At 65.1% G+C, this 22,184-nt stretch carries 24 protein-coding genes; 19 read left to right on the top strand and 5 right to left on the bottom strand.

Going from position 1 to position 22,184, the window contains the following annotated elements; all coding sequences use genetic code 11:
* Positions 1 to 377: 377 nt before the first annotated feature.
* Together AC13EK_RS06390 and AC13EK_RS06385 are read left to right on the top strand one after the other, a co-directional pair.
* Positions 378 to 917, top strand: coding sequence for a glycoside hydrolase family 108 protein (locus tag AC13EK_RS06390; protein WP_069338297.1), 540 nt, complete (start codon positions 378 to 380; stop codon positions 915 to 917).
* Positions 918 to 931: 14 nt separating this feature from the next.
* On the top strand, positions 932 to 1,213 hold the full coding sequence (locus AC13EK_RS06385) for a 3TM-type holin (RefSeq protein WP_017499646.1): 282 nt from the start codon (positions 932 to 934) through the stop codon (positions 1,211 to 1,213).
* A gap of 36 nt (positions 1,214 to 1,249) precedes the next feature.
* On the opposite strand, the gene AC13EK_RS06380 is transcribed toward AC13EK_RS06385, so the two are convergent.
* On the bottom strand, positions 1,250 to 1,699 hold the full coding sequence (locus tag AC13EK_RS06380; protein WP_026108855.1) for a hypothetical protein: 450 nt from the start codon (positions 1,697 to 1,699) through the stop codon (positions 1,250 to 1,252).
* Between the two features lie 136 nt (positions 1,700 to 1,835).
* On the opposite strand from AC13EK_RS06380, the gene AC13EK_RS06375 reads away from it, so the two are divergent.
* A complete protein-coding gene (locus tag AC13EK_RS06375; RefSeq protein ID WP_017499648.1) occupies positions 1,836 to 2,510 on the top strand; it encodes a spermine/spermidine synthase domain-containing protein in 675 nt (224 codons plus the stop codon).
* Between the two features lie 553 nt (positions 2,511 to 3,063).
* Here the strand turns inward: AC13EK_RS06375 and AC13EK_RS06370 are convergent.
* Positions 3,064 to 3,615, bottom strand: a complete 552-nt coding sequence (locus tag AC13EK_RS06370) for a hypothetical protein (RefSeq protein WP_277788324.1) — start codon at positions 3,613 to 3,615, stop codon at positions 3,064 to 3,066.
* Between the two features lie 347 nt (positions 3,616 to 3,962).
* Between AC13EK_RS06370 and rpsM the strand changes: the two genes are divergently transcribed.
* From rpsM to AC13EK_RS06335, 7 genes are all read left to right on the top strand, one after another.
* On the top strand, positions 3,963 to 4,331 hold the full coding sequence (gene rpsM, locus AC13EK_RS06365) for a 30S ribosomal protein S13 (RefSeq protein WP_004208751.1): 369 nt from the start codon (positions 3,963 to 3,965) through the stop codon (positions 4,329 to 4,331).
* A gap of 77 nt (positions 4,332 to 4,408) precedes the next feature.
* On the top strand, positions 4,409 to 4,798 hold the full coding sequence (gene rpsK, locus AC13EK_RS06360; RefSeq protein ID WP_004208752.1) for a 30S ribosomal protein S11: 390 nt from the start codon (positions 4,409 to 4,411) through the stop codon (positions 4,796 to 4,798).
* A gap of 125 nt (positions 4,799 to 4,923) precedes the next feature.
* Positions 4,924 to 5,985, top strand: coding sequence for a DNA-directed RNA polymerase subunit alpha (locus AC13EK_RS06355; RefSeq protein WP_004208753.1), 1,062 nt, complete (start codon positions 4,924 to 4,926; stop codon positions 5,983 to 5,985).
* A 236-nt stretch (positions 5,986 to 6,221) separates the two neighbouring features.
* Positions 6,222 to 6,647, top strand: a complete 426-nt coding sequence (gene rplQ / locus AC13EK_RS06350; RefSeq protein WP_004208754.1) for a 50S ribosomal protein L17 — start codon at positions 6,222 to 6,224, stop codon at positions 6,645 to 6,647.
* Positions 6,648 to 6,749: 102 nt separating this feature from the next.
* Complete coding sequence (locus AC13EK_RS06345) at positions 6,750 to 8,960, top strand: prolyl oligopeptidase family serine peptidase (protein ID WP_069338296.1); 2,211 nt, start codon at positions 6,750 to 6,752, stop codon at positions 8,958 to 8,960.
* 87 nt (positions 8,961 to 9,047) lie between these two features.
* Entirely contained in the window at positions 9,048 to 9,644 is a 597-nt protein-coding gene (locus tag AC13EK_RS06340) for a hypothetical protein (protein ID WP_234792471.1), read from the top strand.
* A 119-nt stretch (positions 9,645 to 9,763) separates the two neighbouring features.
* Positions 9,764 to 10,357, top strand: a complete 594-nt coding sequence (locus AC13EK_RS06335; RefSeq protein WP_069338294.1) for an outer membrane protein — start codon at positions 9,764 to 9,766, stop codon at positions 10,355 to 10,357.
* Between the two features lie 71 nt (positions 10,358 to 10,428).
* Here AC13EK_RS06335 and AC13EK_RS06330 read toward each other — a convergent pair whose 3' ends face one another.
* Positions 10,429 to 10,821: a gamma-glutamylcyclotransferase family protein gene (locus AC13EK_RS06330; RefSeq protein ID WP_069338293.1), complete on the bottom strand. Its 393-nt coding sequence runs from the start codon at positions 10,819 to 10,821 to the stop codon at positions 10,429 to 10,431.
* Between the two features lie 346 nt (positions 10,822 to 11,167).
* On the opposite strand from AC13EK_RS06330, the gene AC13EK_RS06325 reads away from it, so the two are divergent.
* A complete protein-coding gene (locus AC13EK_RS06325; RefSeq protein ID WP_069338292.1) occupies positions 11,168 to 11,353 on the top strand; it encodes a PspC domain-containing protein in 186 nt (61 codons plus the stop codon).
* 317 nt (positions 11,354 to 11,670) lie between these two features.
* Here the strand turns inward: AC13EK_RS06325 and AC13EK_RS06320 are convergent, their stop codons facing one another.
* A complete protein-coding gene (locus AC13EK_RS06320) occupies positions 11,671 to 12,420 on the bottom strand; it encodes a DUF72 domain-containing protein (protein ID WP_069338291.1) in 750 nt (249 codons plus the stop codon).
* Positions 12,421 to 12,540: 120 nt separating this feature from the next.
* Here AC13EK_RS06320 and AC13EK_RS06315 point away from each other — a divergent pair, with 120 nt between their 5' ends.
* Positions 12,541 to 12,777, top strand: a complete 237-nt coding sequence (locus AC13EK_RS06315; RefSeq protein WP_017499658.1) for a DUF2061 domain-containing protein — start codon at positions 12,541 to 12,543, stop codon at positions 12,775 to 12,777.
* 4 nt (positions 12,778 to 12,781) lie between these two features.
* Here AC13EK_RS06315 and AC13EK_RS06310 read toward each other — a convergent pair whose 3' ends face one another.
* Positions 12,782 to 13,456, bottom strand: a complete 675-nt coding sequence (locus tag AC13EK_RS06310; RefSeq protein ID WP_069338290.1) for a peptidylprolyl isomerase — start codon at positions 13,454 to 13,456, stop codon at positions 12,782 to 12,784.
* Between the two features lie 272 nt (positions 13,457 to 13,728).
* On the opposite strand from AC13EK_RS06310, the gene AC13EK_RS06305 reads away from it, so the two are divergent.
* From AC13EK_RS06305 to AC13EK_RS06275, 7 genes are all read left to right on the top strand, one after another.
* Entirely contained in the window at positions 13,729 to 14,853 is a 1,125-nt protein-coding gene (locus AC13EK_RS06305) for an 8-amino-7-oxononanoate synthase (RefSeq protein ID WP_069338289.1), read from the top strand.
* A complete protein-coding gene (bioD, locus tag AC13EK_RS06300; RefSeq protein ID WP_069338288.1) occupies positions 14,850 to 15,482 on the top strand; it encodes a dethiobiotin synthase in 633 nt (210 codons plus the stop codon). The genes AC13EK_RS06305 and bioD overlap by 4 nt, the downstream gene beginning before the upstream one ends.
* 107 nt (positions 15,483 to 15,589) lie before the next feature.
* Positions 15,590 to 17,632, top strand: a complete 2,043-nt coding sequence (locus AC13EK_RS06295; RefSeq protein WP_069338287.1) for a M13 family metallopeptidase — start codon at positions 15,590 to 15,592, stop codon at positions 17,630 to 17,632.
* Positions 17,633 to 17,836: 204 nt separating this feature from the next.
* Complete coding sequence (locus AC13EK_RS06290; RefSeq protein ID WP_004208769.1) at positions 17,837 to 18,247, top strand: DUF4168 domain-containing protein; 411 nt, start codon at positions 17,837 to 17,839, stop codon at positions 18,245 to 18,247.
* 113 nt (positions 18,248 to 18,360) lie between these two features.
* On the top strand, positions 18,361 to 20,193 hold the full coding sequence (locus tag AC13EK_RS06285) for a cation:proton antiporter (protein WP_069338284.1): 1,833 nt from the start codon (positions 18,361 to 18,363) through the stop codon (positions 20,191 to 20,193).
* Positions 20,190 to 20,813: an OmpA family protein gene (locus tag AC13EK_RS06280; RefSeq protein WP_069338283.1), complete on the top strand. Its 624-nt coding sequence runs from the start codon at positions 20,190 to 20,192 to the stop codon at positions 20,811 to 20,813. Before AC13EK_RS06285 ends, AC13EK_RS06280 begins: the two co-directional genes overlap by 4 nt.
* A gap of 32 nt (positions 20,814 to 20,845) precedes the next feature.
* The gene (locus AC13EK_RS06275) at positions 20,846 to 22,135 is read left to right on the top strand and encodes an adenosylmethionine--8-amino-7-oxononanoate transaminase (protein WP_069338282.1); all 1,290 of its coding nucleotides are present in this window, start codon (positions 20,846 to 20,848) and stop codon (positions 22,133 to 22,135) included.
* The last annotated feature ends 49 nt before the right edge of the window (positions 22,136 to 22,184 follow it).

The following is a 22,184-nucleotide window of genomic DNA, read 5'->3' as shown; positions in this document are numbered from 1 at the left end:
CGTGTGACGTGTGGTAACTCCACCTTACCGATGAGCCCGGTGGCCACCGAGTTCGAAATCGCATGGGGTTGGGCATGCCCAACCCCATGCGATCACCTCAATCTACACCGGAAATTACACCACGAGCGCGGACGCTAACGCGGGCCGCGCGCGGCGTTGACGCGGCACGATGGCCCAGCCCCTGTTGGACGGGACGCGTTCCAGTGCATGACCGACGCGCAGCAGAGGCGTTGCCGACGCGTTTCAAGCGCGAACGACCCCAGAAGCCCGTTTACACTGTGAACTTCGACAGACGCGCCCATGCCATTGCCCCCTGTCCTACAGATAACCATATGGGATAAATGATTCGCCATCCACGAACCATGGAAGGGCCAATCATGGACATCGACACATTGCTGGACGAACTGATCGCGCGGGAGGGTGGCTATGTCGACCATCCGGCCGATCGCGGCGGGCCGACCAATATGGGCATCACGCTGGGCGTCGCGCGGGCGAACGGCTTTGCCGGCGACATGCGCCGCCTGCCGCCCGCCACCGCGCGCACCATCTACCGCCAGCTTTACTGGGATGGACCGGGCTATGCCGCGGTCGCGCAGCAGAGCATGGCGCTCGCCGCCGAACTGTTCGACACCGCCGTCAACATGGGACCGGGGGTCGCCAGCACCTTTCTCCAGCGAGCGCTGAACGCGCTCAACCGCAACCAGCGCGACTATCCCGACCTCCAGGCCGATGGCGCGATCGGCGCCCGCACGCTCGCCGCGCTGCGCGCCTTCCGCACCCTGCGCGGCGCGGCCGGCGACGCCGTGCTGATCAAGGCGATCGAGGCCTTGCAAGGCGAACGCTATCTGGCGCTGGCCGAAAGCCGCCCGGCCAACGAGGCCTTTCTCTATGGCTGGCTCGCCAACCGCATCGGCTGAAGGGAGACGCGATCATGTTGAAGACCGACGACATTCCTCTCCCCACCGAGCCGACCGACCTGTGGACCCAGCGGTCGCGACCGGCCTTTCTCTACGTCATCTATGCGCTGCTGCTCTGGTCGATCCCGATGGGGCTGATCTCGGGCTGGCAGCCGGAGGTGGCGGGTGCGATCATCGCGGGCATGCGCGCCTATCTCGACGCCCTGCCCGAGCCGCTCTACGCGCTCTTCGGCACCGCCTATCTCGGCTATACCGCCGCCCATGCCTGGGGCAAGGCGAGGGGCACGGAGCGCTGACAGGAACGGGCGGGGCGCCAGCGCGCCCTGCCCCACTCAATTATTGACGTAGAAGTCGCGCAATGCCCGCGCATCATGCAGGGCATTGTGCGGCACCCGGCTGTTGGCCGCCGCGCTGAAGCCCGCCGCATTGATCAGTTCCAGCCGCAGCCCATAGTCGACCGCCGCCATCTGCCCCGGCCCGGTGGTCAGGAGCGCGCAGAAATGGGCCAGATCCTCGGGCCAGTCGGCGATGATCACCGGATCGGAATCGCCATCCAGATAGGCGGCGATATGGTCGGCCGCCTCGATCCGGCTGAGTTCATGGTCCAGCCCCGGCGGCACATGGCGCAGATAGGGGATGACATGGCGCTCGACCCAGGGTTCGATCACATCGGGCAGCGGCAGCGACGCATAGAAATCATCGTCGCCATGTTCGGGCACCAGCGCCACGCTGATCAGCGCGCCGCCAAAGCCGTTGAATTCGGTATCGAGAAAATAACGCATGATGGGGGTGCCGATAGACCCCTGCGCCGCCGCTGGCCAGCCCATAGGCGGCGAACCGTCCGTTGGACCGCCATTGCGCAGCGGCGCGCGACCTGTCATGCGGCCGCTTTCCCCGCCCTGTTTGAGGACCATTGCCATGACACCGCGCGAATTGCTGGGCACCGCCGCCGTTCCCGGCGGACAGGAACTGCGCCTTTATCGCCGCGGCGGCGACTTCATGATCGTGCTCGACCGCAACGAGCTGATGAGCAGCCGGATGAGCGGGTCGGAAAAGGCGCTGGCGCTGATGACGCTGGAGCGGCTGGGCAAGCGCGCCGGCCTCCATATGCTGATCGGCGGCTATGGCATGGGCTTCACGCTGCGCGCCGCGCTCGCGGAAATGGACGCCAAGGCGCAGATCACGCTGGCCGAACTGGTGCCCGAGATCATCGAATGGGCGCGCGGCCCGATGGTCGATCTGGCCGCCGGCTGCCTGGACGATCCGCGCGTGCGGCTGGTGATGGACGATGTCGCCCATGTGATCGCCGCCGGCCATGGCAGCTATGACGCGATCCTGCTCGACGTCGACAATGGCCCGGACGGCCTGACCGCCGATGCCAATGACCGGCTCTATACCAATGCCGGCCTCTCCAGCGCGATGCGCGCGCTCAAGCCCGGCGGCATATTGGCGATCTGGTCGGCGGGATCAGACGCCGCCTTCACCCGGCGATTGCAGAATGCGGGCTTTGCGGTCGAGGAAGTCGCGGTCAAGGCGCGCGACAATGGCAAGGGCCCCCGCCACGTCATCTGGTTCGCAACCCGCCGGCGGTAAATCCCGTTTTAGAAGGCCGGCTCCAGCCCGCTCCCCCGCCCAACCGCCCGATCCAGTGTCATCCTGTCGGGTGGTTGGGCGGGGGAGCGGGCCGGCACCGTACCGAGACATCGCCCTTTCGCGACGCCCCAAAAAAAGGCGCCACACCCCGGACATGAGAGGGGCCGCCGGGACGCAATGCCCGACGGCCCATCATGTGCATGGTCAGCGGCCGGAAACCGCCCAGAAGGAAGACAAGTTCGCGCTAAAGCCCCTGGCGGAGACGGCCTGTATGTCGGCGCTCTTGGTCTCTACACCATGAAGGGTTTGTACCGACGCTCCGGCGTCGTCAGCGGCGCGTTTCCCGAATGGACTTGACCGACCCCATTGCTGAACCATGAGACATCGGATCACCTCCTTTCGCTAATTAAGCCCGCGTGACCGGCTTTGAGCTACCCCTCGATCGGCCACGAGACGGACTGTGAATCAGACGGATTGCAGGATCAAGACTTGTAATATTCTTTTTTGGAATCATACTTGAACGTCCGCGCCGAAACGGCGGGACCGCTGATTTTCAGCCCCGACACTCCTCGATAACGCGCGATATTTCGGCCCAGGCAGGCACGATCAGCGTCTCCTGTCCCTGCACCTCGACCGCGAAACGGCCCCGGCTATAGGCGAGCTGGTCCAGCGCCGCGTCGCTCGCGCCGCGCACGGCAGTGAGCTGCGGCACCTGCGTCCCCGCCATCACCGCCGGCCAGCTGCTCGCGCCATAGCTTGTCCGCACCGTGATCGCCCCCTGCCCGCCGCCGGCCCGGCTCAGGCTGATCCGCCGCGTCGCCCGGTCGCAGCGCAGCGTCAGGCGCGGGACAGAAGCCGACTCGCCAAACAGCGCGACCGGCCCGGCCGGATCGGCGCGATAGGTCCAGTTGCCCGGCGTCGCAGGGCGATATTGCCACTCGACCGCCGCAGGCTGGGCCGGCTCGGCTGGCGGCACCGGCGCAGGCCGGGGTGCTGGCGCGGGGCGCGGCGCCGGCGCGGAGGGCGGCGCGACGCAGCCGGCCACCAACAGGGTCAGCGGCGCTGCAAGGGCCGGGGCGGACACAAGAAATCGGGTCAGACGCATCGCGCTTCCATGCCCGAGCCGGCCGGAGCGCTCAACCCGAAAAGGGGCAGGGCGACGGTAGAGGCGGATGGCCGGCCACGGCCATCGCCGCTTGCCCCCATGCGCAACCGCTCCGTTCATCGCACGGAGAGCCTCAAAAAAGCGCCGGATATTGACAGTTTTGGGGCGAATCGATAAAGGCCGCCGTTCCCTACACGCGTAACAGCGGCAGTGCTTCCTGCACTGGCCGTCTTTTTTGCGTCTCGGGAAGCAACATCATGGCCTGTTTTTCCTTGCCAGGAAAGAGGCCCGAACGCTTTGAGATGGGGCGGCGCCAACTGCCCCGTGGAGCAGGAGATTTAAGTACCATGGCACGTATTGCGGGTGTTAACATCCCGACCAACAAGCGCGTAATCATCGCGCTCACCTACATCCACGGCATCGGTCGCAAGACCGCCGTCGACCTCGCCGACAAGCTGGGCATCGACCATGCGCGCCGCGTTCAGGACCTGTCGGACGCCGAAGTCCTGCAGATCCGCGAAGCCATCGACGCCGACCTGACCGTCGAAGGCGATCTGCGTCGCGAAACCGCGATGAACATCAAGCGCCTGATGGATCTGGCCTGCTATCGCGGCCTGCGTCATCGCAAGGGCCTGCCGGTCCGCGGTCAGCGCACGCACACCAATGCGCGCACCCGCAAGGGCAAGGCGAAGCCGATCGCCGGCAAGAAGAAGTAATCGTCGAGGGTCATGTCCTCTGGACCGACCCTCCGGTGACTTCTGCTTTTGAACGATTTTTGTAGGATTAGAGCAAAATGGCACGCGAACCCCAGCGCATTAAGCGCCGCGAACGCAAGAACATCTCGGCCGGCGTCGCGCACGTCAACGCCAGCTTCAACAACACCATGGTGACCATCACCGACGCCCAGGGCAACGCGATCTCGTGGTCCTCGGCCGGCATGATGGGCTTCAAGGGCAGCCGCAAGTCGACCCCGTACGCCGCTCAGGTGTGCGCCGAAGACGCCGGCCGCAAGGCCGCCGAGCACGGCGTCCGCACCCTCGAAGTCGAAGTCAAGGGCCCCGGTTCGGGCCGTGAATCGGCCCTGCGCGCACTGCAGGCCGTCGGCTTCCACATCACCTCGATCCGCGACGTCACGCCGATCCCGCACAATGGTGTGCGTCCGTCGAAGCGCCGCCGCGTCTAATTAAGCTTCGCTAGAGGCTTGAAGGCGGGCGGCGGACGCGTCGCCCGCTTACCCGTTTGCATCGGCCGGAACGTCCTGATGGGTCCAGGATCTACCCGTTACGGCCACATCCCCAGGGGAAGTACATGACTGTCAACATGAAGAACTGGCAGGAATTGAAGAAGCCCAACGCCCTCGAGATCAAGCCGACCGGCGACGGCAAGCGCAAGGCGACCTTCGTTGCCGAACCGCTTGAGCGCGGTTTCGGCCTGACGCTCGGCAACGCGCTGCGCCGGGTTCTTCTCTCCTCGCTCCAGGGCGCGGCGGTCACCTCGATCAAGATCGAGAATGTCCTGCACGAATTCTCGTCGCTCGCCGGCGTGCGTGAGGACGTCACCGACATCGTCCTGAACATCAAGCAGGTCGCGCTGAAGATGGAAGGCGAAGGCCCCAAGCGTCTGCAGCTGTCCGCCACCGGCCCGGCCGTGGTGAAGGCAGGCGACATTGCCGTCGTCGGCGACATCGAAGTGATGAACCCCGATCTGGTGATCTGTCACCTCGATCAGGGCGCGACGCTGAACATGGAACTGACGGCTGACATCGGCAAGGGCTATGTCCCCGCCGTCGCCAACCGCCCGGCAGACGCACCGATCGGCCTGATCCCGGTCGACGCGCTCTACTCGCCGGTCCGCCAGGTCGCCTACAAGGTGGACAACACCCGCGTCGGCCAGGAACTGGACTATGACAAGCTGTCGCTGACGCTGGAAACCGACGGCACCGTGACGCCGGAAGATGCGATTGCCTATGCAGCCCGCATCCTGCAGGACCAGCTCCAGCTGTTCGTCCACTTCGAGGACGCGCTGCCCGCCGCTGCCCCGGCTGCCGGCCATGCCGCTGCCGCTGCTTCGGAAGGCGAAAGCGACACCAACCAGATCAACCGCTATCTGCTCAAGAAGGTGGACGAACTGGAACTGTCGGTCCGCTCGGCCAACTGCCTCAAGAACGACAACATCATCTATATCGGCGATCTGGTCCAGAAGACCGAAGCCGAGATGCTGCGCACCCCGAATTTCGGCCGCAAGTCGCTGAACGAAATCAAGGAAGTGCTGTCGTCCATGGGCCTGCGCCTGGGCATGGACATCCCCGGCTGGCCGCCGGAAAATATCGAGGAAATGGCCAAGAAGCTCGAACAGGAGCTGCTGGGCTAATCCTCCCCGAGCTTGCTCGGGGAGGGGGACCGCTCGCGAAGCGAGTGGTGGAGGGGCACGGGCCTCCAGGCGGAATGCCGGTCGAATCTTGCATTTGACGGCACCTGCCCCTCCACCGGCCGATGGCCGGTCCCCCTCCCCGTTCCGGGGAGGAACAGGGCAATGGGCGGCGCCCCTTAATCGCTGCCTGGTCTGGGGTACCTCATCCGGCCCCTTAACGAACGAAGGAATGAGACATGCGTCATAAAGTTGGTCATCGTAAGCTTCAGCGCAGCACCGGTCATCGTACCGCCCTGCTTCGCAACCTGGCTGCCTCGCTCATCAAGCATGAGCAGATCCTGACCACCACGCCGAAGGCGAAGGAACTGCGTCCCTACGTCGAGAAGCTGATCACCCTCGCCAAGAAGGGTGGCCTGTCCAACCGTCGTCTGGCCGACGCCCGCCTGAAGGACGATGCGCAGCTGACCAAGCTGTTCGAAGTCCTGGCCGAGCGTTACAAGGATCGCAACGGTGGCTACACCCGCGTGATCAAGGCCGGTTTCCGCGCTTCGGACGCGGCGCCGATCGCCATCATCGAGCTGGTCGACCGTGACGTCGATGCCAAGGGCCAGGACTCCGGTCCGGTCAACACCGTCGACGAAGACGAATTCGAAGCCGCCTGATCGCGGTTCCGCCGGTAACGGTGGATAGACGATAGTCGAACAGGCCGCGGCTTCATCCGAAGCCGCGGCCTGTTTTCTTTTCAAGGATATAGGGTCGAGAGGATGCGCGCGCTTCGCCGCCTGATCTGGCCGCTGCCGGCCCTGCTGGCAGTGATCGCCGCCGCGCCGGCCTCTGCTGTGGCTGCCGCTACCTCGGGCGATGCCACCCCCGCCGCGATCGACGCGACGCCGCCGGACAACGGCCTCCATTACCCGCTCACCCGCCGCCAGGATCTGGTCGAGGATCATTTCGGCGTGAAGGTGACCGATCCCTATCGCTGGCTGGAAAATGACGTCCGCACCGATCCCGCCGTGCGCGACTGGGTCGGCCGCGAAAATGACCTGACCCGCCGTTATATCGACGACCTGCCCGGCCGCGACGCGCTCAAGACGCGGATGCAGGCGCTCTTCGCCCATGGCCGCTTCACCGTGCCGCGCAAGGCCGGCACCCGCTATTTCTATGGCTATAACAAGGGGCTGCAGAACCAGACCCCGCTCTACGTCCGCGAAGGACTGGCCGGCGAACAAAGGCTGCTACTCGATCCCAATCGCTGGGCCAGGGACGGCGCGAGCGCGCTGGCCGAATGGACGCCCTCGCCCGACGGCCGCTTCCTCGCCTATGGCGTGCAGGATGCCGGCAGCGACTGGCGCACCCTGCGCGTGCTGGACGTCGACAGCGGCAAGATCCTCGACGACAAGGTCGAATGGGTCAAATTCTCGCAAACTGCCTGGGACGGCCGGGGCGAGGGCTTCTTCTACTCCCGCTATGCCGCCCCGGTCGCCGGCGAAGCCTATCAGTCGACCAACAGCGACCAGCAGCTTTATTATCATCGCATCGGCACGCCGCAGGCGCAGGACCAGCTCATCTATGCGACGCCCGATCGCCCCGGCCTCAGCCACACCGCACAGGTGACGAGCGATGGCCGCTGGCTGATCGTCAGCAGCTTTGCCGGCATGGACCCGCGCCGCGAGCTGCATGTCGCCGCGCTCGACGGTGGCCCCGTCAGGCTGCGAATGCTGGTCAAGGGCCTCGCCAATGACTGGCGCCTGATCGGCAGCCGGGGATCGACCCTCTATTTCGTCACCGACCGCAAGGCCGCCCATATGCGGCTGGTGACGCTCGACGCCCTGCGGCCGGGACGCAGCGAAAAGCCGCTGGTGGCCGAACGCGCCGACACGCTGGCGGGCGGATCGCTGGTCGGCAACCGCTTCATCCTCGCTTACATGACCCAATCGGAAACCGTCGCCGAACTGGTCGAACTGGACGGTCGCAAGGTCGGCGACGTGCCGCTGCCGGGCATGGGCACCGCAGCCGGCTTTGGCGGGCGCGATGGCGACCCGGAAACCTTCTTCTCCTTCTCCGGCTTCGTGACCCCGGCCAGCATCTATCGCTTCGACACGGCAAGCCAGCAGGCCCAACTCTTCGCCCAGCCCGACCTGCCCTTCAATCCCGCCGATTATGGCGTCGAACAGGTCAGCTACCCCTCGAAGGACGGCACGCTGATCCCGATGACGATCCTGCGCAAGAAAGTGCTGGCCGACCATGCACAAGCGGTCCCGACCATCCTCTATGGCTATGGCGGCTTCAACATCGCGCTGACGCCGGGCTATTCGGCGACCCGCATGGCCTGGCTGGAACAGGGCGGCGCCTATGCGATCGCCAATCTGCGCGGCGGCGGCGAGTTCGGCAAGGCCTGGCACGATGCCGGGCGCGGCGCCAACAAGCAGAATGTGTTCGACGATTTCATCGCCGCCGCCGAATATCTCAAGGCGCAGGGCTATACCCCCAAGGATGGCCTGGCGATCGAGGGCCGTTCCAATGGCGGCCTGCTGGTCGGCGCGGTGGTCAACCAGCGGCCCGACCTGTTCGCCGCCGCCCTGCCCGCGGTCGGGGTCATGGACATGCTGCGCTTCGATCGCTTCACCGCCGGCCGCTATTGGGTCGACGATTATGGATCGCCCGACAATGAACGCGACTTCCCCCTGCTCTATGGCTATTCGCCCTATCACAACATCTTGAGCGGCAAGGATTATCCGGCGATCCTGGTGACCACGGCGGATACCGACGACCGGGTCGTGCCGGCGCACAGCTTCAAATATGCCGCCGCGCTGCAGGCCGCGTCGATCGGCGACAAGCCGCATCTGCTGCGGGTGGAGAATCGTGCGGGCCATGGCACGGGCAAGCCGATCGACAAGCTGATCGAGGAATATGCCGACAGCTATGCCTTTGCCGCCCATTTCACCGGGCTCGACATCCGGCGCAAGCCGGACTGAGCCCATTCAGCCTCTGGACAGCCCGACGCGGCTATGGCTCTTTCCATCGCAGGAGACAGGCAGATGATCGGGAACAGGACGCGGTGGATGACGGGGGCGCTGGTCGGCGCAGGGCTGCTGCTGGGCAGCGTCGCTCCGGCACAGGCCCGGCCCCGCTATGACGATCGCTACTGGCATCACCGCCATGATCGCGGCAATGGCTTCGGCTTTGGCGACGCGGTCGGCATTGCCGCGCTGCTGGGCGCCGCCGTGGTGGTCGCCAATTCGGTTTCCAAGGATCGCAAGGACGCACGCGGCGCCGATACCGACAACCGCCCCTATGCCGACAATGACGCCCCGCCCCCGGCCAGCGGCACCGATTATGGTGCGGATGCCCGCGACGCGGGACCGCCGGCGCGCGCGGATGATTTTTCCGACGTCGCCGCCACCAACCAGAGCAATGACCAGCTGACCGATGCCTGCGCCCTCGCCGCGCGGGACGAGGCCCAGGGCCAGGCCGGCTATGCCGAAATCCGCCACATCGACGAGCCGCGCGCGACCGCCGACGGCTATAATATCGATGGCGAGGTCGAAACCCGCGCCAGCTATCGCGCCACCGAAGGCGCCACACGCCGCTTCACCTGCGCGATGAAAGACGGCCGCGTGGCAGAGGTCTATCTCAGCCGCGACGTGGCGATGCACTGACGCATAGCCACCGGATTGTCTCGCAACGCGAGACAGTCTGGTGCGCCGCCGCCGGCTTATCATGTCCGCCCATTTCCCTATTTCGAGCCCATCTCGAACAAATGGGAAAAGGGATAGACATGATGAGAAACATGATCGGCACCGCGGCAGCCATCGGCCTTGCCCTCGCCTGCGGCACCGCCCATGCCGAAAGCTTCCAGGGCCCCTATGTCGGCGTCCAGGCCGGCTGGAACCGCGACAGCATCGGCAGCGCCAACAGCGATGTCGGCCGCCTCGACCTGCATGAATCGCGCGATGCCTTCTTCGGTGGCGGATTTGCCGGTTATGATCATCAGCTTACCGACAAGATCGTGGTCGGCGTGGAGGCCGGTTTCGACATCGCCGCCGATGATGCATCGCGCGTCGGCGGATCGCTGATCGATCCCAATTACAGCTTCGATATCGGCGCGCGCGCCGGCTATGTCGTCGGTGGCAACACCCTGCTCTATGTCCGGGGCAGCTACGAGAATATGCGCGCCCGTATCGCGCTGAGCGATGCCAGCGGCACCCTTTCGGGCCATGACAGTTTTGACGGCTGGGGCGTGGGTGCCGGCGTCGAGCGTTTCGTCGCCGACAAGGTCACCGCGCGTATCGAATATCGATACAGTGACCTTGGCGACGGCGGCAAGTTCGACCGGCACCAGACCCTGGTCGGCCTCGCCTATCATTTCTGATCGTCAGCCGGGACGGGCAGGCGCAAGGTAGCGCTGCCCGTCCAGAGGCCAGAGCCATTCATTCCAGCGGATCAGCGCGCCGCCAGATAATCGCCGCTGGCGATCACCCGATGTCCGGTAACGGACAGGGCGTACAGATAGACCCAGGCCGTGACAGGCCCATCCGCCGTTTCCACCAGACAGCGTTCGCGGCGATATTCATGCGGCTGCGGATCGTCGGACGTGCATTCCTCATAGGCGTCGAGCCGCGCCAGCATCCCCTCCGCATCGGGTAGCGCGAACAGGTCGCCACGCACGCGCCCCACCTCCCCCGGCACGAAACCGGGATAATCCGCCACCTGATAGAGTTTGCCGCCGATCCAGCCGGCCCCGATCCACTCGGCGCGATCGGCTAGCCAGTGCGCCATCGGCCCGTCAAAGCCCGGTCGCAGTGTGCCATAAACGAAAAGCAACGGCCTATTCATTACCCACCTGCAACTTTCACCGATTGACGGCAAATTTTCCCAACCATCGGATTTTTTCGCATGGCGAAAAAATCGGCGACTGAGGAAAACCCACGGATTTCCGCCAAAAATCGAAACTGGCACGCCGCCTGCAGTATCGTCTGGCATCAAGGCCGGACGGTCCGGCCAGGAAATATCTAGGGAGTGAGTATCATGTCCATCGCCAAGTTCCAGAGCGTCGCCCTTGCCTTTGTCGGCGCCGTCATCTTCGCCAGCCTGTTCGTCGGCGCGGCGGTTCCGGTTGCCCCGATCGCCTGATCGGGCAACCGCCCCTTTCCCATCACAGATATTATTGAAGGCCAGATCCATGAACAACAGCTTCACCCTCGACCGCCGCAACGCGAAGATCATGGGCGTGTGCGCCGGCATCGCCAACCGCACCGGGCTGGATGTCAGGCTGATCCGCGTTGCCCTGGTGCTGCTGACCCTGTGCGCCCTAGGCCCGATCGGCGTCGTGGCCTATCTGCTCGCCGGCTGGCTGGCCGAGGGTTGATCCCTCGCCGCCACCGGAAGGCAGGGTTTCCGGATACAAAAGCGCCGCCCCGGCATATGCCCTGGGCGGCCTTTTTATGCCCCGCATCGACGGGACAAGGATGAGCGCGATCTGCGCTTAAGCGTACAGCACCGAGTAGAAGGTCAGCATCTGGACGCTGACCGCAACCACCAGCGCAGTCGCCTGAAAGGCCTGACGCATATTGGACTCCATCATTGGAACGACATCCCGGATCGGGATGCAGCGCCATATGATGATTTCACATCATTGTAACAATCGCAAAGCCTGACATACCAATTGCATCAAACGCAATTATGTCACAGCTGTTGCTCCAGAGCCATGATGGTCGCACGCGCCGCTGCCGGGTTCCGGACCTTGGCGCCGCTGATGTAGAAGAGATAGGCGTCGCCCTGCGCCGCCTGCGCCTTTGCCCGATCGGCCCAGCCGGCGATGTCCGCCCTGCCATAGCCGGTCTCCTCGTCCTCTCGGCTGCGCATCAGCCGGCTGTAGGCAAAACCGACATCATGGCCGGTGATTGCCGGATAATCGTCATGGTCGGCCAGCACCACCGCCGCGCCCGCGTCGCGTGCCAGAGCCAGGAAGGCCGGGTCATCGAAGCTTTCGTGCCGCACCTCCAGCGCATGGCGTAGCGCCACGCCATCGACACTGGCCGGCAACAATTGCAGGAAGGCGCCGAAATCATCGGGGTCAAACTTCTTGGTCGGCATGAACTGCCACAGGATCGGCCCCAGCCGGTCGCCCAGTTCGACGATCCCCTGCTGGACGAATTTCTGGATCGACTCGCCCGCCTCCGCCAGCACGCGGCGATTGGTGCAGAATCGCGACGCCTTGACCGCAAACTGAAAGCCGTCGGGCACCGCCTGCGCCCAACCCGCAAAGGTCGCCGGCTTCTGGCTGCTATAATAGGTCGCGTTGATCTCCGTCGCTGTCAGTTGCACGCCGACATAGGCCAGCTCATCCTTCTGGCGCATGCCGACGGGATAGAAGCTGCCGCGCCAGGGTTCATAGACCCATCCGCCGATCCCGACCCTGATCCGTCCCGTCATGAAGATCCTCCCTGCGCCATATTGATCGCCCGGAACGATCAGAGCCAGCGGGAAAAGCCATTGGCGATTATTGCGAACAATTCTTAATTATCGGGCAACAGCTATCAAAGGGGTTCCGCCATGTCGCTCGATCTCATCAAGACCGCCACCTATTTGTCGATCCACCTGACCGTGGGCTTCACCGTCGCCTATCTGATGACCGGATCGGTCGCGCTGGCCGGCGGCATCGCGCTGGTCGAACCCATGGTCAATGCGGTCGCCTTCTTCTTCCACGAACAGGCGTGGAAGCGCTTCACCGCCCGGCCGCCGCGCAATGCCGGACGCGACTGGATGCGCGGGCAGGCGGCGATCGCCTGATCCCTCACTTCTTCGGGCGCGGCTTGGCGCGCGGGATCAGCCAGGGCTTCGCCTTGCCGGTCGGCCGCGCCTTCCCGTCCAGCCGTCGCACATGCCGGATGGTGATCGGCTTGACGATCATCTGCCCGCGCATCGGTCCCGTGCCGCAACAGGTCGGCACCGCCAGGATGCGACGCACCACATCCATGCCGGCCACCACATGGCCAAAGGCGGCATAGCCGATGGAACTGCCCTGCGCGTCCATCCTCGGCGTCGGGCCTACCGTGATGAAGAAATTGCCTGATGCCGAATTGGGCCGATCGGGCCGGGCCATCGACAATGTCGCGTCGAGATGCCTGATCCCGGTCTGGCTGGTCGGCTCATGCCGGACCGGCGGCAAGGCCCGGCGCAGGTCGGTATCGATCCCGCCCTGGATCAGGCCATATTTGGGATCACTCTTGCGCCGCGCCGCCCGGTAGAAGACCGTGCCGTCGAGCCGCTGGTCGTCGGCATAGGCCAGGAAATTGGCGCTCGTCAGCGGCGCCCGGCGCTGGTCGAGCGCCACGATGATGGTGCCGACCGATGTATCGATCGCCACGCGCGTGTAGCCGGGGGTCGGCCGATTGGCGGGTTGGGCATGGGCCAGACCGGGTAACAGGGCGAACAGGAAAACGGCAAGACGGCAGGCAACGGAACGCATCGACACGGGGTACTCGTCGGGGAGGGAGGATGCAGAGGCTATCGACCGCGCAGCGCGGACGCAACCGAACAACAGGGCACACTGCCCTTTGCCAATATGCCGCTTATGCTGTCCTACAGCATGTCACCGCCCTATATTGCCCGGCCTCGGCGATCGAACAGCTTTGTACCGAAATTTCCGCCTTTTGATCGAAAATGACAAAATGTGCGGGAAATGTGCGAAGTTAAGCGCTTGCTTGCCCGGTCCGGGGTGGGGGCCTATAGCCCGCGGCCATGAGCAGCGAACCCTTCCGCACGCAACTCGCCGCGCTTGAATCGCGGGGGCGCCTGCGCCACCTGATCCCCCGCGCCGGGCGTGATTTTGCCTCCAACGATTATCTCGGCCTCGCGTCCGATCCGATGATCGGCCAGGCCGTGGCCGACGCGGTCGCGCGCGGCGTGCCGGTCGGCTCGGGCGGCTCGCGCCTGCTGCGCGGCAATGCCCCCGAACATGAAGGGCTGGAGGCCAAGGCCGCGGAATTTTTCCGCACCCAGGCGTCGCTGTTCCTGGCCAATGGCTTTCTCGCCAACATGGCGTTGTTCGCGACCCTGCCACAGCGCGGCGACCTGATCGTCGCGGACGAACTGATCCATGCCAGCGTCCATGACGGCATTCGTCTGTCGAAAGCGACTGCGGTCTTTGCCCGTCACAATGACCTGCAGAGCTTCGCCGACCTCATCACCGCCTTCCGCGCCGAAGGGGGCAAGGGGCGGATCTGGATCGCGGTCGAAACGCTCTATTCGATGGATGGCGACATGGCGCCGCTCGGCGATCTCGCCAAGCTGGCCGCCACCCATGATGCGATGCTGCTGCTGGACGAAGCGCATGGCACCGGCGTCTTCGGCCCCGGCGGGCGCGGCCTGTCGGCCGGCCTCGACGGGCTGCACAATGTCATCACCCTCCACACCTGCGGCAAGGCGATGGGCGTGGAGGGCGCGCTGATCTGCGGCCCGCGCATCCATATCGACTATCTCATCAACCGCGCCCGGCCCTTCATCTTCTCGACCGCACCTTCGCCGCTGATGGCGGTCGCCGCCTCCGCCGCGATCGACCGGATCGAGACCGCCGACAATCGCCGCGACCGGCTGGCCACATTGCGCCAGGACGCGGTCGAGGCGATCTGCGCGCCGCTCGGCCTGCCCCGTCCGCGCAGCCAGATCATCCCGCTGATCCTGGGCGAGGACGCACGCACCATGGCCGCCGCCACCGCCTTGCAGGAGGCCGGCTTCGACGTGCGCGGCATCCGCCCGCCGACCGTGCCCGCCGGCACCAGCCGGCTGCGCATCTCGCTCTCGCTCAATGTCGGTCGCGCCGACGTGATCGCGCTCGGCGACGTGCTGCGCCGGGTCGCCCGATGACCCGCCTGATCGTCACCGGCACCGATACCGATATCGGCAAGACCGTCTTCGCCGCCGGCCTCGCCGCGGCGCTCGGCGCCTATTATTGGAAGCCGATCCAGGCCGGCGTCGATCCGCAGGGCGACAAGGAACGGGTTGCCACCCTGTCCGGCCTGCCGCCCGAACGCATCCTGCCCGAAGCCTATCGCCTCGCCACGCCCGCCTCGCCGCATCTTGCCGCGCGGATCGATGGCGTCGACATCTCGCTCGATCGCCTGGCGCTGCCCAGGGTCGACGGGCCGCTGGTGGTGGAAGGCGCGGGCGGCGTGCTGGTGCCGGTCAGCGAAAGCCTGCTGATGGCGGACCTGTTCGCCTATTGGGGCCAGCCCGCGATCCTCTGTGCTCGCACCGGCCTTGGCACGATCAACCACAGCCTGCTCAGCATAGAGGCGCTGCGCGCGCGCGGCGTCCATGTCGTCGGCATCGCCTTCATCGGCGAAGCGCATGAAGAGAATGAGCGGATCATCCCGCACATTGCCGGCGTGCCCAGCCTGGGGCGCCTGCCACTGCTCGATCCGCTCGATCGGGACAGTCTGGCGATGGCCTTCCGGGCGCATATCCACCTTCCCGATAATTTCAACGGCCGATAATTTTCGACCAACGACATGGACATGCCGCTTTGACGGGCGTTGAACTGCCCGCCAGAACGGACAGAGCGAATGACGTCCGATCCAGACGAAGCAAGGGAATAGCCTTCATGAAGTTCCTCCTGATGGGCGCTGCCGCCACCGGCCTCGCGCTCGCCGCGACCGTGGCCCATGCCGACCAGCCCGCCACCACGACCGCCGCTGCCCCGGCCGCCAAGCCGACCTATGGCACATACGGCTTCGACACCGCCGGCATGGATGCCTCGGTCAAGCCCGGCGACGATTTCTATGAATATGCCAATGGCACCTGGCTGAAGAACACGCCGATCCCGGCGGACAAGTCCAACTATGGCGCCTTCACCGTTCTGGACGAGCTGTCGCAGAAGCGCACCCGCGAGATATTGGACGGTGCCAAGACCGATCCGAACAGCAAGATCGGCGTCGCCTATGCGACCTATCTGGACTCGGCCGCGGTTGAGGCGAAGGGCCTTGCCCCGATCAAGCCCTGGCTGGCCGAAATCGGCGCGGTCAAGGATCTGAAGGCCTATGCCGTTCTCTCCGGCAAGGCGGCGCGCGCCGGCGTGCGCGGCCCGTTCCGCTTCTATGTCGGCCAGGACGACAAAGATCCCGAAACCTACATCCTCTCGATGATGCAGGGTGGCCTGGGCCTGCCCGACCGCGACTATTATCTCGACCAGGGCGAGAAGATGGCGGCGATCCGCACCGCCTATGTCGCCCATCTCGAACAGATGCTGACCCTGCTGGGCGAGCCCAATGCCAAGGCCCGCGCCGCCGCGCTGATGGCGTTCGAGACCGAGATCGCCAAGGTTCACTGGACCCAGGTCGACAGCCGCGACGCGGACAAGACCTATAACAAGATGAGCCTCGCCGCGCTGCAGAAGGCTGCGCCCGGTTTCGACTTCGCCGCCTATTTCGGTGCCGTCGGCCTCAAGCCCACCGACCTGCTGGTCGCCCAGCCCTCCGCCGTTACCGGCGAAGCCGCGCTGATCGCCAAGGCGCCGATCGGCGTGCTGAAGGACAGCCTGCTGCTGCGCAGCGTCCACAGCTATGCCGATTATCTACCCGACAACATCGCCAGCGCCGATTTTGCTTTCTTTGGCACCACCCTGTCGGGCACGCCCGAGCGCGAGGAACGCTGGAAGCGTGGCGTCACCTTCCTCAAGGAATCGTTGGGCGAGGAAGTCGGCAAGGTCTATGTCGCCAAATATTTCCCGCCCGAAACCAAGGCGGCGATGGACCAGCTGGTCAAGAATGTCCTGTCGGCCATGGGTCGCCGCATCGATGGCCTGCCGTGGATGAGCGACGAGGCCAAGGCCCGCGCCCACAAGAAACTGGCCGCCTTCACGCCCAAGATCGGCTATCCTGATCGCTGGCGTGACTATAGCGGCCTGACGATCAAATCAGGCGACCTGTTCGGCAATGCGATGCGCGCGAACCAGTTCGACTTCGACTATAATATCGGCAAGCTGGGCAAGCCCATCTATCGCTGGGAATGGGGCATGACCCCGATGGAGATCAACGCCTATGCCAATTTCGGCATGGTCGAGATCGTCTTCCCGGCCGCCATCCTGCAACCGCCCTTCTTTGACCCGAATGCTGATCCGGCGGTCAATTATGGCGGCATCGGCGCGGTGATCGGCCATGAACTCAGCCATCATTTCGACGACCAGGGCGCGAAATATGACGAGACCGGCAAGCTCAACCAGTGGTGGACCGATCAGGATGTCGCCAATTTCAAGGCACTGACCGCCAAGCTTGGCGCTCAATATGACGCCTATGAACCCTTCCCCGGCGCGCATGTGAAGGGCGCCTTTACCATGGGCGAGAATATCGGCGATCTGGGCGGCCTGGCCGTCGCGCTCGACGCCTATCATGCTTCGCTGGGCGGCAAGGCCGCGCCGGTGATCGACGGCATGACCGGCGACCAGCGCTTCTTCCTGGGCTGGGCACAGGTGTGGCGCCGCAATTATCGCGAGGCCAATCTGCGCCAGCGTCTGGTCACCGATCCGCATGCGCCGTCGCAATATCGCGCCGACATCGTGCGCAATTTCGACGCCTGGTATGATGCATTCAAGCCCGCGCCGGGCGGCAAGATCTATCTCGATCCCAAGGATCGCGTGAAGATCTGGTAAGCAGAATCGGGAAGGGCCGCTCATCGGGCGGCCCTTTTTCGTTGCGGCATGGAAATGAGGCCCGCGACCGATCGTTTCCCCTTCGCGGCAGGCTGACGGGAACTTTTCCGCCATCTTTCTAATGCCACGCTTCATCCTGTCCGGACTTTTCCCCGGCGTGCTTTGTCCACAGCTTTGGGCGGTAGCAAAGCCAAGGAGAAGCACATGACGGGTCTCAACCTTTCGAACATCATCAAGACCGGTGTCGCGTCCGTCGCGCTGCTGGCAGCCTATTCCGTGTCGGCGCAGACGCCTGCCGCCCCCGCAGCATCGGCCCCAGCCGCCGGCGCCAGCAACTTCAGCGATGCCGACATCAAGCAGTTTGCCGCCGCCGCCGTCGAAGTGACCAAGATCCAGTCGGACAATGCGATTGCCGCCGCGGAAAAGCAGCCCAAGATGCTGGCTGCGCTGCAGTCGAAGGGCATTCCGCCCGAAAAGTTCAACGCCATCGGCCAGGCTGCGGCCGCCGACCCGGCCCTGCAGCAGCGGATTCAGGCTGCCGCCGGCACGCCAGCCCCGGCCGCGCCCGCCAGCCCGGCGACCCCGGCTGATCCGGCAACCCCGCCGCAGCAATAAGCATATTTGCCACGGGAATGGCGGGTTCTCCCTTGCCCGCCATTCCCGTTCTGCGATCCGGTTCCCCAGATCGTTGAAAATAAAGGGGGTGACCATGGCGGCTTCGCCTGTCTATGGTCCCGTCCATGCATGAACAGGCCCTTGTAATCGCGCTGATCGGCATATTGGGCATCGGCGCCCAATGGATTGCCTGGCGCACCGGCTGGCCCGCCATCGCCCTGATGCTCGCCGCTGGCGTCATCGGTGGCCCGGTGACCGGCCTTATCGATCCCAAACTCACTTTTGGCGAACTGCTCGAGCCCATGGTGTCGGTAGCGGTTGCCCTGATCCTGTTCGAAGGCGGGCTCAGCCTCAATTTCCGCGAATTGCGCAAGACCGACGGCGCCGTCACCCGGCTGGTGGTGCTGGGCGCGCCGATCGGATGGATATTGGGGGCGCTCGCCCTTTATTATGTCGCGGGCCTCGTCTGGCCGGTGGCGATCCTGTTTGCGGGCATTCTTGTGGTGACCGGGCCGACCGTGGTGCTGCCGCTGCTGCGCCAGTCCAACGTCGCCGCCCGGCCGCGCGCGATCCTTAAATGGGAAGCGATCGTCAATGATCCGGTCGGCGCGCTGCTTGGCCTTGCCACCTATGAATATCTGCGTCGGTCGAGCGAGGGCAGCACGCTGGCAGCGGTCATCCTGTCGCTGGTCGCCGCCGCCATCATCGCCGGCCTGATCGGCTGGCTTGCCGCCCGCGCGATCGGCTGGGCGTTCCAGCGCGGCCATGTGCCCGAATATCTCAAAGCGCCAATCCTGCTGGTCGCGGTGATCGGCGTGTTCGTCCTCTCCAACCTCATCCAGGCGGAAACCGGCCTTGTCACCGTGACGGTAATGGGCGTCGCGCTCGCCAACATGAAGTTCGATTCCCTGCGCGACATCCAGCCGTTCAAGGAAAATGTCACTGTCCTGCTGATCTCGGGCGTGTTCGTGATCCTGTCGGCTTCACTCGACCTTGATGTGCTGCGCCAGTTCGAATGGCGCTTCCTGGCCTATCTGCTGGTGCTGCTGTTCGTCGTCCGCCCGGCGACGGTGCTGCTCAGCCTCGCTTTCTCTCCCGTGCCCTGGAACGAACGGCTGCTGGTCGCCTGGATCGCGCCGCGCGGTATTGTCGCGGTCGCCATTTCCGGCCTGTTCGCGCTGCGTCTTGATCGGCTGGGCTATGGCGACGGCGCGATCCTCGTCACCCTGTCCTTCTCGATCGTGGTCGCGACCATCCTGTTCCATGGCTTCTCGATCAAGCCGGTCGCCCGGCTGCTCAAGGTCACCGGCGCGCAGGACAAGGGCCTGCTGCTGGTCGGCGCCACGCCCTTCAGCCTCAGCCTTGCCGCCCAGTTGCGCCAGCTGGAGGTGCCGGTGATGATCGCCGACAATAGCTGGCAGCGTCTGGCGCCCGCCCGCCATGGCGGCATTCCGACCTATCATGGCGAGATATTGGCGGAGGCGACCGAGGAACGGCTGGACCTGGCCCAGTTCCAGGTGCTCGCCGCCACATCGGAAAATGAGGCCTATAACGCGCTCGTCTGCAACGAGTTTGCGCCTGAAGTCGGCCGCGACAATGTCTATCAGCTGGGCGACGCCAGCGACGATCATGATCCGCGCGCGCTGCCGGAATCGCTGCGTGGCCGCGCGCTGTTCGACTCCGGCCTGGGCGTCGAGGAAATCATGATCCGCGAGGATGCCGGCTGGACCTTCCGCAAGACGCGGATCAGCGACCAGTTCGATTTTGAGGCGGCGAAGGCCGACCTGCCGGCCGATGCCGACATGCTGCTGCTGCTCCGCAAGAACGGTACGATGCGCTTCTTCACCCATGCGTCGCGACCGACGCCACAGCCGGGCGACACGATCCTGTCCTATGTGCCGCCCGCATCAAAGACCCGCAAGAAACCGGAAGGAGAGGAGGAATGAGGAGGCTCGCCCCCGCGCTGGCCCTGTACGTCATGCTGGCGGCCTGTGATCGGCCCGCAGGCAATGCTGTCGATAACGTAGCCAACGCGGCCAATGTCGCCGACAATGATATGGCCGCGAACGAGGCGGATAATGCCGCCGAGCCGGTCCGCTCGATCCTGCGCCCCGAAGTGGCCGAACCCGAAGCGCCGAAGATCGAACCGCTCGACGCCACCGTCGCTTTTGGCACGTCCGGGCTGAAGCTGGACGATGCCGCCCGCGCGGCGCTCGATACGCTGGTCGAAACCCCGGCGATCAAGACCGGCGGGGCGATCACCCTGCGCGGTCATAGCGACAGCAAGGGCAATGATGGCGACAATCGCGTGGCATCGCGCATCCGGGCCGAGGCGGTTGAGGCCTATCTGGTCGAAAAGGGCATCGCCAAGGATCGCATCAGCCTGATCGCGCTGGGGGAAGCCCGGCCGGTCGCGCCCAATGCCAAGGAGGATGGCAGCGACGATCCCGAAGGTCGGGCGAAGAATCGCCGGGTGGACATCCATGTCGCGGTGCCCACGGTCGTGGTGCCGACGGCGGCCGTGTTGCCCAGCATCTCGCCGGTGGATCGCAAGGACAAGCCATAGCCTTGGCCGCCGATCGGGCGTAGGGGACGCCGATGACCTCTCCTGTCTGGCACCCCTTCACCCAGCACGGCCTCAACGAGCCCATCCCCCATGTCGTCCGGGCGGAGGGCGCGACCCTCCATCTGGCCGATGGCAGCAGCCTGATTGATGGCATTTCCAGCTGGTGGGTGACGACCCATGGCCATTGCCATCCGCGCATCGCCGCTGCCATCGCGCACCAGGCCGGACAGCTCGATCAGCTGATCTTCGCCGGCTACAGCCATGAACCGGCGGAGACGGTCGCGCGCGGCCTGGTCGATCTCATGTCACAGGCGCCGGGTCGCGATCCCCTGGCCCATGTCTTCTTTTCCGACAGCGGATCGACCGCGGTGGAAGTCGCGCTCAAGATGGCGCTCGGCTATTGGCATAATCGCGCGCTCGACGGGCTGGGCAAGGCGCGCAGCCGCATCCTGGTGCTGGAACATAGCTATCATGGCGATACCATCGGCGCGATGTCGATCGGTGAGCGTGGTGTCTATAATGCCGCCTGGACGCCTCTGCTGTTCGATGTCGGCACTATCCCTTTCCCGCATCCCGGTCGCGAGCAGGAGACGCTTGCCGCATTGGAGACGGCCTGCGCCGATCACCCGGCCGCCTTCATCGTCGAACCCCTGATCCTGGGAGCCGGGGGGATGCTGATCTATCCGCCCCATGCGCTGCGGGCGATGGCCGATATCTGCGCGCGCCACGATGTCCTGTTCATCGCGGACGAGGTGATGACTGGCTGGGGCCGCACCGGCACGCTGTTCGCCTGCGAACAGGCCGGCGTGGTGCCTGACATCATGGCCGTGGCCAAGGGGATTACCGGCGGCGCCATCCCGCTCGCCGCGACGCTGGCGACCCCGCGCATCTTCGAGGCGCATCGCTCGACCGACCGGGCGCGGCTCTTCTACCATTCGTCCAGCTACACCGCGAACGCGATCGCCTGCGCTGCTGCTGCCGAAAATCTCGCCATCTGGGCCGAAGAGGATGTGCGTGGACGGATTGCGGCGCTGGCGCAGGGCATCACCGATCGGCTGGCCTTGCTGGCCGGCCACCCCGCCTTCGCCAACCCGCGCCAGATTGGCACGATCATGGCGATTGACCTGGTTGCGGCCGATGCCGGCTACCTCTCCGACCTTGCCCCGCGCCTGCGCGCCTTCTTCCTGGAACGCGGCCTCTTGCTAAGACCGCTCGGCAACACCATCTATCTCATGCCGCCCTATTGCATCGATGCGCAGCAGCTCGATGCCGTCTTCGCGGCCCTCGTCGCAGCCGGTGATTATTTCGGTTCTGCGTCCTGACTTCCATTTTCCACGTTTTGGCGCTATGGCGGCGCGATTTTTCGATTCT

It is taken from the genome of Sphingobium sp. L-44 (assembly GCF_056859495.1).
Note: the sequence above shows the minus strand (reverse complement) of the source record. Positions and strands in the feature narration are given on the sequence as shown.